The 11,576-nt window shown below is 74.7% G+C and carries 6 protein-coding genes; 1 reads left to right on the top strand and 5 read right to left on the bottom strand.

Features of this window, described 5'->3' with window-relative positions:
- Window positions 1-59: 59 nt before the first annotated feature.
- The 5 genes from H0H10_RS28650 to H0H10_RS28630 form a co-directional block, all read right to left on the bottom strand.
- The gene (locus H0H10_RS28650; protein WP_223180587.1) at window positions 60-1,265 is read right to left on the bottom strand and encodes a serine/threonine-protein kinase; all 1,206 of its coding nucleotides are present in this window, start codon (window positions 1,263-1,265) and stop codon (window positions 60-62) included.
- Window positions 1,266-1,341: 76 nt separating this feature from the next.
- A complete protein-coding gene (locus tag H0H10_RS28645) occupies window positions 1,342-3,063 on the bottom strand; it encodes a serine/threonine-protein kinase (protein WP_188184021.1) in 1,722 nt (573 codons plus the stop codon).
- Window positions 3,064-3,214: 151 nt separating this feature from the next.
- Window positions 3,215-5,989: a serine/threonine kinase C-terminal domain-containing protein gene (locus tag H0H10_RS28640; protein ID WP_188184020.1), complete on the bottom strand. Its 2,775-nt coding sequence runs from the start codon at window positions 5,987-5,989 to the stop codon at window positions 3,215-3,217.
- A gap of 153 nt (window positions 5,990-6,142) precedes the next feature.
- A complete protein-coding gene (locus H0H10_RS28635; RefSeq protein WP_188184019.1) occupies window positions 6,143-8,125 on the bottom strand; it encodes a serine/threonine-protein kinase in 1,983 nt (660 codons plus the stop codon).
- A gap of 204 nt (window positions 8,126-8,329) precedes the next feature.
- On the bottom strand, window positions 8,330-10,036 hold the full coding sequence (locus tag H0H10_RS28630; RefSeq protein WP_188184018.1) for a glycerol-3-phosphate dehydrogenase/oxidase: 1,707 nt from the start codon (window positions 10,034-10,036) through the stop codon (window positions 8,330-8,332).
- A 286-nt stretch (window positions 10,037-10,322) separates the two neighbouring features.
- Between H0H10_RS28630 and H0H10_RS28625 the strand changes: the two genes are divergently transcribed.
- On the top strand, window positions 10,323-11,531 hold the full coding sequence (locus H0H10_RS28625; RefSeq protein WP_188184017.1) for a nucleotide sugar dehydrogenase: 1,209 nt from the start codon (window positions 10,323-10,325) through the stop codon (window positions 11,529-11,531).
- The last annotated feature ends 45 nt before the right edge of the window (window positions 11,532-11,576 follow it).

Below are 11,576 nucleotides of genomic sequence, written 5' to 3'. Positions count from 1 at the left end.
CGGTTCCACCGCGGGTGCCCCGTGGTCACAGACCCGTGACCCTCGCCGCCGCTTATCTCCTATTTAGGCGCGTTCGAAGGGGGTGCCGTTCCGGTTGCGCTCGAAGGCGATGCTCCAGGCGCGTACTCCGGTGCGTCCTCAGGCGCGTCCGAGGGCGCCGCCGAGGTCGTCGGGGAGGTCGTCGGGGACGCCGGGCGGGTCACGGTGACCGTCGCCCCGGGGACTCCCGGGGACGGGGAAGTGGCCGTGGGTGTCCCGGGTGCCGTGCTCGTCGGCGCGCCGTCCCCCTCGCCGCCTCCGTCCGCGAGCAGCGCCGCCGCGGAGATGCCGGCACCCGCCGCCGCGGCGGCCAGTAACACCGCCATGAGCACGCCCCGTGTGGTGTACCGGCGTTCACCGGTGCGGGAGGACGAGGCCCCGGGCGTACGGCCCGTGGCCAGGAAGGCGCGCAGCATCCGCTCCGCCTCCGCCGCGCCCAGCCGCCGCCCGGGATCGCGTTCGAGCAGGCCCCGTACGACGGGCAGGATCGGCCCGGCCTGCGCGGGCGGGCGGATCTCCTCGGAGACCACGGCGTGCAGCACGCCGCCCAGCGAGTCCCGGTGGAAGGGCGACGAGCCGCTGAGGATGGCGCACAGCAGCACGCCCAGCGACCACAGGTCGGACTCCGGCCCGGTCCCGGCACCGGACATCCGCTCGGGGGCGGTGTACTCGGGCGAGCCGACGAAGGACCCGCTCTCGGTGAGGGTGGTGGCGCCCGCGACCTGCGCGACGCCGAAGTCGGTGAGCACGACCCGGCCGTCCTCGGCGACGAGCACGTTCGACGGTTTGACGTCCCGGTGCAGGATCCCGGCGGCGTGCGCGGTGCTCAGGGCGCCCAGCAACGCGACGCCGATGCGGGCGGCCTCCGTTGCGTCGACCGGTCCGTGCGCGTTGACGCGGTCGGCGAGGGAGCCGCCGTCGACCAGTTCCATGACCATGTAGGCGCGTTCGTCGTCCTCGACGACGTCGTGGACGACGATGACGTGCGGGTGGCGCAGCTGCGCGACCGCGCGGGCCTCGCGCAGGGTGCGCTCACGCCGCCGCCGCGCCTCGGAGGCCGAAAGGCTCTCGTCGAGGGGGAGCGCCTTGACGGCGACCTGCCGGCCGAGCAGTTGGTCGGTCGCCTGCCACACGATGCCCATGCCGCCACGCCCGAGCCGCGCCTGAAGCCGGTAACGGCCCGCGATGACACGCCCGCCCGCCTCCTCGGTCACCATGCGCACCATCATGCCCCACCGGACGCAGCCGCTCCGGGCCGCCGGAACGCGGGGTGGCCGACAACAGGCGCCTGTACGGCCGAGGTCAGACGGTCCGCTCCTGCCAGCTCCGCAGTACGGCCCGGAACTGCTCGCTCGTGGTCGCCCAGTCGTCGGCGGGTGAGGACATGTAGATCGCGTACTCGACGCCGTCCCGGGACATGTACATCTCCTCCACGGCGCGCCGTGGTCCGGGGAAGGGGGTGTCCTTCGCCAGGGCGGTCCAGGTGTACTCCCACCGGGCGCTGTCGCGGTCGCGGTAGGTGGTGCGCTCCAGCGTCACGCGCCGGTAGTCGACCAGCCGCTGGAGCTGCTCCTCCAGGTCGAGCTGGTGTGCGTACGGGTCGTTGAAGTCGGGCGCGCTGTCCACGGCTATGCGGATGAAGTGCTCGCCCCCGTCGGGGGTGTAGTCGATCTGCTGGAGGTCGCCGTCCGCGTCGACCTCCTGTCTCTCCCAGCCCTCGGGCAGGGAGAGGCTGAAACCCAGCGGGTCGTCGTGGCGGACCCAGCCGTCCGGGACGGTCCCCGCGGAGTCCTTTCCGGCCGTGGCGGTGGGCTTCGGGTCCGTTGTCGGGGTCGGCGACTGGACCGCGACGCCGTGATCCGCGTCCCCGCCCGTGTCCGACGTCCGCAGCACTACGGCGGTGGCCCCGCCGACGAGGGCGGCGACGGCGACCACCAGCGCGAGCGTGCGCAGGCGGCGGCGCCGGGAGCGCCCGGAGGCGCCGGCCGTGGACCCGGCCGGCGCGTACCCGGTCGGCGCGTACCCGGCCGCCGTCGCGCCGGTCGTCGCGGGCCCCGTCGCCGCCGGGCCCATCGGCGTGGGCCCCACCGCCGTCGGGCCGGTCACCGGCGGATACGGCGTCGCCGCGGCCGCTCCCGGGCGGACGTGGCCGGCCGGGCGTCCGGCGCCCGAGTACTGCGTCGGCACATACGCCTGGGCCGCGTCCGGCCGCCGGCCCTCGGCCGCCTCGGCGAGCATCTGCTCGGCCGCGGCCGCGTCGGGGCGCGCGGCCGGGTCCTTGCGCAGCAGGGCGCTGATGACGGGCGCGAGCGGACCGGCGTACCGGGGCTCGGGCGCCTCCTCCTCGACGACCGCCTGCATCGTGGACAGCGGTGACGTACGGCGGAACGGCGACCTGCCCTCCACCGCCGTGTACAGCGTCGCGCCGAGGGCCCACAGGTCGGAGGCGGGGCCCGGGTCGTGGCCGCGGACGCGCTCCGGCGCGAGGTAGTCGACCGAGCCGACGACCTCGCCCGTCCGCGTGATGGTGCTGTCGCCCTCGATCTGCGCGATGCCGAAGTCGGTGAGCAGGACGCGGCCGTCCCGGGAGAGCAGGACGTTCCCCGGCTTGACGTCGCGGTGCAGGACGCCCGCGGTGTGCGCGGCGCGCAGGGCGCGCAGCACCCACAGGCCGATGCGCGCCGCCTCGCGCGGCTCGACGCGCTCCTCGTCCTTGACGGCGTCGGCCAGCGAGCGGCCCTCGACCAGTTCCATCACGATCCACGGCCGGCCGTCGTGTTCGAGCACGTCGTGCACGGTGACGACGGCGGAGTGGTTGATCCGCGCGGCCGCGCGCGCCTCGCCCCGGGTCCGGGCCAGCAGTATGGCCTGGTCGCTCTCGGAGACGTAGTGCGCGGCGGTCAACTCCTTGATGGCGACCGACCGGTGCAGCACCTCGTCGTGGGCACGCCACACGCGTCCCATGCCGCCACTGCCGATGGACTCGCCGAGCCGGTAACGGCCCGCCAGGAGCCGGCCCTGCATCTGATTCACGTTGCCCCGCAATGGTCTTGTCAGGGCCAGACTAGGGACCGGCCCCCGTCCGGGGAACCGGTGGGGGGCCTTCAAGACCGCTCTGTGACGGTTGTCGCTTCCCGTGCCGGGAGGCAACCAGGGTGCCCTGTATGGGGTTTCGTCAGCCTGTGTACTGATACGTCGTCGACGCCTGCTCGTAGAGCCGGGTCACCTCGTCCCGCTCGGCCTCGGGGCCGCGCACCTGCAGCACGTGGTAGCGACCGTCGATCAGCATCGCGAGGTTGCGGACGTAGAGCTCGCCGCCGTCCTCGCCGGTCCAGGTGAACTGTCCCTCCGCCATGGTCCGTCCGCCCACCTCGATCGTCTTCAGCCCGCTGGAGGTGGCCCAGCTGGACGCGCGGTACGGCTCCAACTCGCGTTCGGAGTCCCGCTGGTAGGCCATGGGGTCGTCGCCGTACTCGTCCGCGTCGTCCCGGCCCGGTACGACGACGAGCTCGAAGTCGCCCTTGGCGTACACGATCTGACCGCGTCCGTTGCGGGGCGTGCGCTCCCAGCCCTCGGCGACGGCGACGCGGAAGCCCTCCGGGTCCTTGCGCAGGGCGAAGCCGTCGGCGACCTCGGGGCCGGTGGTCTGCGTCTCGGCGGCGCCGGAGGACTCGGCCGGGCCGGTGTCGTTCTTCGGGGTGTTCCGCTCCGGCCGGGGTTCACCGCCGGCGTCCGGTGACCGCGCGGGCGGCGCCTGGCTCGCCTCGCCGACGGTGCCCGTGCGGTCGGGGGCGCCCGCGCCGTTCGTGTCGCTCTTCGGCATGAAGAGCATGGCGTAGGCGATCGCCCCGGCCAGGCCGAGCAGTATCAGCACGAGCAGGAGCCGGCCGAGGCTGCGCGGTGAACGCCCCTGCCGCCTGTCCCGCTTGTGCCGCCCGTGGTGCGCGGGCAGCCCGGCACGCCGTTTGCGCACCAGCTCGCCCCGGCGGCGCACGATCGGCAGCCGGCTGGCGTCGGCGGGCGGGGCGGGGACGACGTGCAGGCCGGCCTCCGGTTCGGGTGCCGAGCGGACGAGTGAGCGCAGCCAGCCGCGCAGTTCCTCGAAGTCGATGCGCTCGGTGGGGTCCTGACGCAGCAGCGACTCCACGACCGGCCTGAGCGGCCCGCACTCCTCGGCGAACGCCGGCGGCTCCGCGCACACGATCTGGACCAGCTCGGCGGTCGACTCCTCGGGATAGGGCGCGTGCCCCTGTACGGCCCGGAAGAGCAGCGCGCCGAGCGCCCACAGGTCGGTCGCGGGCCCGATGGGCGGGGCCAGCTGCCAGTTCTCGTGCACCGGGCCGGCCTGTTCCGGCGCCCAGCGCTCGGTGACCGGACCGATCACGGCCATCCGCGCCTGCCGGGCCCGCTCGGCGGCCAGTGCGGTGGCCGGGCCGCGGCGGGCGGGGCCGGGGGCGGCGACCAGGTCGTCCCAGCGCCCGGTGGGTGCGGCGGGGGCGCCGGCGCGGGGCGCGGGTACGGGGGCGGACGGCACGCCGCGGTCGCCCGCCTGGGCGGGGACGCCGGAGGGGGCGGGGCTGCCGCCGCTCGTGCGGGGCGTGGCACCGTGCCAGGAGCCGGCGCGCACACCGTAGGGGTCGGCGATCTGCCCGGGCGGAGCGACGGACGCCGGACCGTCCCCGGCCGCGGTCCGCGCACCGGGCACTCCCACGGCAGCACCGCCGTGCGGTGCGAGGCCGTTGGCACGAGAGGCGGTCCCGCCCTCAGCACCCGGCACGGCCGCAGCACCGTTGCCCTGCCCGGCGAGGCCCCCGCCACGCGCGCCGGGCCCCCCACCGAGATCCGGACGGACACCCGGCAGCCCCTGACCGGCCGACACGCCACCACGCGGGACGGGACCGCTCCCGGAGGGCGAGCCGGTGCCAGGCGGGGCCGCAGGGCCGTTGTCCTGGGCGGCAGGGACGCCGCCACGCGCGCCAAGAGCCCCGCCGAGGTCCGGGCGGGTGCCCGGCAGGGGCCTGTGGCCGTTCTGGGTCTCCTGGACGCGGGCCGCCGCTCGGGTGCCCGCGCGGTACGCGGCGATCGCGCCGGCCCGTGCCGCGCGGATGTCGCCGCTGGGGTCCGGGGGCGCGGGGGCGGGTCCCGCGGAGGAACCGCCCGCGCCCAGGGGCCCGGGCGCCGGCAGGTCGCGGGCCGCCCGGGCCTGGATGGCGGCCCGCCGGGCGGCCTCGGGATCGTCACCGGTGGGGGCGGGCCCCACGGCCGGGGGGCCCTGCTCGTCGAAGGCCACGGTCGCGGGCTCGCCGCCCTCCCCCTCCGGGGCGGGAACCGGGTCGTACCCGCACAGCGCCTCCTCGGCCGCTCCGACCGCGAGGCCGGTCAGGATCACGCGGCCGTCGTCGCAGACGAGCACCGTGCGCGCGGTGATGTTCCGGTGCACCCAGCCGTGGCCGTGCAGGATCCGGAGCGCCGTGAGGACGTCGGAGGCGACCTCGGCCGCCCGGTACGGCGTCAGCGGCTGTTCGGCGAGCAGCGCGGCCAGCGGCCGGGCCGACACCAGCTCGCTGACGATCCACAGCGAGCCGCCCTCGGCGAACACGTCGAAGACCTGGTCGAGCCGCGGGTGGTCGGGGATCCTGGCCGCGGCCTGCGCGGCCTCCACGGCCCGCCGGACCACCGGATCGGCGGGCCGGCGCGGGCCGGCGGCGGAGGCCGACGACCGCTGCGGGGGCCGCCGGGGACCGCCGTCCCGGGCCGTGAAGCCGTCGGGCAGCCCTTCCGCGTCGAGCACCTCCGCCTCGACGACCTCCGGCAACGGCACCTGCCTGATCAGGACTTCCTGTCCGCTGTAGGTGTCGAAGGCGCGGGTCTCGGTCAGTTCGTACTCGTCCGACGGCGGCAGGGGCAGGCGGTAGCGGTCGGCGAGTACCCGTCCCGCATAGTCGTCCACGTCGCCACCCCCGGCAGCCCGTCGGTCAATTCCGTTCCCCCTGCGGCCCGTTCCGGCTGCGTACGGTCCGCAAGCACTCACGATACGTGCCGGAGGCAACCCGCAAAGAGGGGATGCCAGATCTCGGGCCGGTCAAACCCGGGACCACCCGGCTCAGGACTTGGGCTCGAACGTCTTCGTCAGCGTCCGCCAGGTGTCCTTGCGCAGGTCGCCGCCCCACTCGGCGGCCTTCGCGGTGTACATCAACGCGTATCCGAGGTGGTCGTTCACGACGAAGCCCCGGTCGATGGTGCGGTACTTGGTTCCGCCGTCCGTGTAGGTGAACTCCCAGTCGGCCGTGTTCCAGCCGCGGTAGTCCACCTTCTCGATACGGATCTTCTGGTACTGGGCGCGCACCATGTACCGCTCCTGGTTCTTCCAGTCCGCGACCGGGTCGTCCTTCGGCGTGGACGTCCAGGCGACGAGCAGCTTCTGCCCGTCCGGACCGGTGAAGCGGTCACCCGCGGCGCCCGTCGACCGGTACTTCCAGCCCTTGGGCAGCCCGATCTCGTAGCCCTGGTCGCCCCGGTGGGTGGTGGCCGCGCCCTCGTCGCCGGTCTTGCCGGAGCCGTCCGGCTCCGTCCCGGCCCCGTCGGAGGCGGTCGCGCCGGAACCCGGGGCGCCGCCGGCGGACGGATCCGTCGTCACCGTGCCGTCCGCGGACCCGTCCGTACGGGGTCCGCCGCTCTCGTCCTGCTTGGTGTCGCCGCTCGCGGTGGCGGTGGCGACCGCCCTGTCACCGCTTCCGGCGCCCTTCGCGCCGTCCTCCTCGTCGCCGCCGAGCGCGAGGGCGAGCACGGTGCCGAGCACGGCGAGCACCACGACCACCGCGATGATCACCAGCGTCCGCCGCGGCACCACGTCGGTGAGCGGCGCCCGGGGCGCGGGCCTGGGCGGCAGGTCCGGCGGGGGCATCACGGGCCAGCCGGAGCTCCGGCCGCCCGCCGGGGCGTTCGCCGCACCCGGGACGGAACCCGCTCCGGATCCCGCCGACGGCGACGCGGCGGTACGCGCCCCGCCGGCGGCACGCGGCGAGGCGGCCGCCCCGGAGGCACCGGCGGAGCCCGGCGCGGCGCCGTCACCGCGGGACTTGGCCGCGGCGGCCGCGGCCGCGCTCGCTCCGACGGCGGCCTTCCGCACGGAGCGCAGCGCCCCGCGCAGCCGGTCCCCGGACTCCTCGGGCTGGGCCGGGAGCGGTACGACCTTGGTGGCGTCCGCCGGCTCCGGCTCGCCCGCCGGGCCGCCGGGCGCGTGGATGACGGCGTTGAGCATCGCGCGGGCGCCCGCGTCGTCGAGCCGCTTGGCGGGGTCCTTGGTGAGCAGCCCGTGGATGACGTCCCGGAGCGGACCGGCGTTCTTCGGCTCCTCCAGCGGCTCGGTCATCACCGCCGTGAGCGTCGCGATCGCGGAGCCGCGGTCGTACGGCGGCGTTCCCTCCACCGCCGCGTACAGCAGTCCGCCGAGCGACCACAGGTCGGCGGCCGGTCCGGGCTTGTGGCCGCGGGCCCGCTCGGGGGAGATGTAGGAGGGCGCGCCGACGAGCATGCCGGTGGAGGTGATGGACGGGTCGCCCTCGACCTGGGCGATGCCGAAGTCGGTGAGGACGACCCGGCCGTCCTCGGCGATCAGCACGTTCGACGGCTTCACGTCGCGGTGCAGGATGCCCTCGCGGTGCGCGGAGCGCAGCACGTCGAGGACGGCGAGGCCGACCTCCGCGGCGCGCCGGGGCTCCAGCAGGCCGTCCTCGCGGATGACCTCGGCGAGCGACTTGCCCTCGACGAGCTCCATCACGATCCACGGCCGGTCGTCCTCGTCGACCACGTCGAAGACCGTCACGGCGCTGTTGTTGCGGATCCGCGCGATCGCCTTGGCCTCGCGCAGGGTGCGCGTGATCAGGCGCCGCTTCTCCTCCTCGTCGATGTTCCCCGGGAACCGCAGCTCCTTGACGGCGACCGTGCGTCCGAGGGTCTCGTCCTCGGCCCGCCACACCGTCCCCATGCCGCCGCGGCCGAGCACGTCTCCCAGCCGGTACCGCCCGGCGAGGAGACGTGCGCTCTTGTCCTGACGGGATGTCCCCGCCCGCTCCGCCTCCGACATGCGTCCCCTCATGCAACCCGCCCTGACAGAGCCTTCATTGTCCCTCACCCGACAAGTGCTCGACGCCCAGGGTGCCTCTGGCGGCGCACCGTGGCCCCGCGGGCCAAAGGAGCCGGTGAACCGCGCGTTCCGCCGGTGTGCGCGAGGGGTGCGGCGGCGGGCCCGGCGGCGCTGACCTGGCGTCACCCGGGCCCGGGCGCACCGCTACAGCGGCACGATGTCCGGCGCGCCCAGCCGGGCCGCGTCCGCCGTCAGGTCGTCCGGCTGGCGCTGCGACTCCCGCTCGGCCTCCACCCGCTTCTCGTAGTGCTGGACCTCGCGTTCGATCTGGTCCTTGTCCCAGCCCAGCACGGGCGCCATCAGTTCGGCGGCCTCGCGGGCGCTGCGCGTGCCCCGGTCGAAGGTCTCGATGGATATGCGGGTGCGCCGGGTGAGCACGTCGTCCAGGTGGCGCGCCCCCTCGTGGGAGGCGGCGTACACGATCTCGGCGCGCAGGTAGTCGTCGGCGGCGTGCAGCGGTTCCCCGAGGGTGGGGTCTTCGGCGATCAGCTGCAGCAGTTCCTCCGCCATCGTGCCGTAGCGGTTCAGCAGGTGCTCGACGCGGACGACGTGCAGGCCGGTGCGTGCGGCCGTGCGCGCCCGCGCGTTCCACAGCGCGTGGAAGCCCTCGGCGCCGAGCAGCGGCACGTCCTCGGTGACGCAGTCGGCGACCCGCATGTCGAGGCCGTGCACCGCCTCGTCCACGGCGTCCTTGGCCATCACCCGGTACGTCGTGTACTTGCCGCCCGCCACGACCACGAGCCCGGGCACCGGGTGGGCAACGGTGTGCTCGCGCGACAGTTTGCTGGTGGCGTCCGACTCGCCGGCGAGCAGCGGGCGCAGGCCCGCGTAGACGCCTTCGACGTCGTCCCTGGTCAGGGGCACGGCGAGCACCGAGTTGACGTGCTCCAGGAGGTAGTCGATGTCGGCGCTGGACGCGGCCGGGTGGGCCTTGTCGAGGTCCCAGTCGGTGTCCGTGGTGCCGATGATCCAGTGCCGGCCCCAGGGTATGACGAACAGCACGGACTTCTCGGTGCGCAGGATCAGCCCGGTGGAGGAGTTGATGCGGTCCTTGGGCACGACCAGGTGGATACCCTTGGAGGCCCGGACGTGGAACTGTCCGCGCTCCCCCACCATCGCCTGGGTGTCGTCCGTCCACACACCGGTGGCGTTCACGATCTGCTTGGCGCGGATCTCGTACTCGCCGCCCGCCTCGACGTCCTGCACCCGGGCTCCGACCACCCGCTCGCCCTCGCGCAGGAACCCGGTCACGCGCGCGCGGTTGGCCACGTGGGCGCCGTACGCCGCCGCCGTGCGCACCAGCGTCGCGACGAAGCGGGCGTCGTCCATCTGGGCGTCGTAATACTGCAACGCCCCGACCAGCGCGTCCTTCTTCAACGCCGGTGCCACCCGCAGTGCGTGATGCCGGCTCAGGTGGCGGTGCAGGGGCAGGCCCCGGCCGTGCCCGCGGGCCATCGACATCGCGTCGTAGAGCGCGACGCCCGAGCCCGCGTACAGCCGCTCCCAGCCCCTGTGCTGCAGCGGGTACAGGAACGGCACCGGCTTCACCAGGTGCGGCGCGAGCCGCTCCAGCAGCAGCCCGCGCTCCTTGAGCGCCTCCCGCACGAGCGCGAAGTCGAGCATCTCCAGATAGCGCAGGCCGCCGTGGATGAGCTTGCTGGACCTGCTGGAGGTACCGGACGCCCAGTCGCGTGCCTCCACCAGGCCGGTGGACAGGCCGCGGGTCACGGCGTCGAGGGCGGTGCCCGCTCCGACCACGCCCGCACCCACCACCAGCACGTCCAGCTCGCGCTCGGCCATGGCCGCGAGCGACTCGGCGCGCTGCGCCGGCCCCAGGGTCGCTGTCCTCACTGCTGCCTCCCGCTGTCAGTCGCGTCGGCCGCACCCGTCGGGCGAAGCCCGGTTCCTGGTACCCCCCATGCCCAGATTCTGACCGGGTTGCCCGACTTCAGCCACCACGCGCCCCCAGCCTGTGGACAAACTTCCGGGACACTCCCGCCAACACTCTTCAAAACTCGGCGGATCAATCCCACAAGTCGGTCATATTTACTCCTAGTGTGACGTTGTGCTCGCCCATCCTGTCCACAGGGCTTGCGCACCTGTCCAGCTTCGGCTACTGGGAAGGACGGCCCACGCCATGCCCGCAGATCTCGCCGTCATCGGACTCGGCCCGTACGGCCTGCCCCTGGCCCAGGCCGCCGTCTTGGCCGGCGTGCCCACGCTCGGCTACCGGACCGGCCCGGAGACCGACCCCCTCACCCCCTCCGAACTGCGCCGGATGCTCTCGGGGGGCTTCCGGACGGCGGCCGGCCCGGCCGAGCTGGGCCGGGTGCGCACCGCGGTCATCTGCGCGCCCACCGCGCCGGGCGCCGACGGCGGTCTCGACCTGACCCAGGTGGAGGCCGCCGCCCGCACCCTGGCCGCCCACATGCGCCCGCACATCACGGTGGTCCTGGAGTCCCCCGTGCGCCCCGGCACGACGGAGGACTTCCTCCGCCCGATCCTGGAGCACGGCTCGGGACTGCGCGCCGGCCGGGACTTCCACCTCGCCTACTCCCCCAGCCGGGCCGACCCCGGCAACCGCGACTTCACCCCCGCCAACACCCCGAAGGTCATCGGCGGCCTCACCCCGGCCTGCACCGAGTCGGCCGCCGCCTTCTACAGCCGCCTCACGGACAAGGTGGTACGGGCACGCGGGCTCCGCGAGGCGGAGACGGTCCAGCTCCTGGAGGCCAATTTCCGGCACGTCAACATCGCCCTCGTCAACGAGATGGCCGTCCTCTGCCACGACCTGGGCGTCGACGTGTGGGACGTCATCCGCTGCGCGGAGACCAAGCCGTTCGGCTTCCAGGCCTTCCGCCCCGGCCCCGGCGTCGGCGGCCACTCCGTCCCCCAGGACCTGACCGGCCACGCGCCCCGCAGCCTGCGCATGGTGGAGCTGGCCCGGCAGGTCAACGACCAGATGCCCCGCTACGTCGTCCAGCGCGCCGCCGCCCTCCTCAACGAGCACGGCAAGTCGGCGCGCGGCGCCCGCGTCCTGCTCCTCGGCGTCACCTACAAGCCCGACCTGGCCGACCAGCAGGCGACCCCGGCCCAGGAGATCGCGACCCGCCTGATGTCACTGGGCGCCTCGGTCAGCTACCACGACCCGCACATCCCGTCCTGGAACGTCCTGGGCCGCCCCGTCCCCCGCGCCGACTCCCTCTACGAGGCCGCCGCCGACGCCGACCTGACGATCCTCCTCCAGCAGCACCGCACGTACGACCTCCAGGGCCTGTCGGTGAAGGCCCAGCTCATGCTGGACACCCGGGGGGCCGCGCCCGCGGGGGCGGCGCACCGGTTGTGAGGCAGGGGCGCGCGGGGTTGCGAAAGGGCCGGTCACCTCACCCGG

It is taken from the genome of Streptomyces griseicoloratus (genome assembly GCF_014534645.1).
GTDB classification, from domain to species: Bacteria; Actinomycetota; Actinomycetes; order Streptomycetales; family Streptomycetaceae; genus Streptomyces; species Streptomyces griseicoloratus.
This window is presented reverse-complemented; position numbering and strand designations above follow the sequence as displayed.

What these genes read in the sequence shown, in the direction of transcription:
- H0H10_RS28650 (WP_223180587.1), bottom strand. Translation starts at nt 1,265, where the DNA reads ATGGTGCGCATGGTGACCGAGGAGGCGGGCGGGCGTGTCATCGCGGGC.
- H0H10_RS28645 (WP_188184021.1), bottom strand. Translation starts at nt 3,063, where the DNA reads ATGCAGGGCCGGCTCCTGGCGGGCCGTTACCGGCTCGGCGAGTCCATC.
- H0H10_RS28635 (WP_188184019.1), bottom strand. Translation starts at nt 8,125, where the DNA reads ATGTCGGAGGCGGAGCGGGCGGGGACATCCCGTCAGGACAAGAGCGCA.
- H0H10_RS28625 (WP_188184017.1), top strand. Translation starts at nt 10,323, where the DNA reads ATGCCCGCAGATCTCGCCGTCATCGGACTCGGCCCGTACGGCCTGCCC.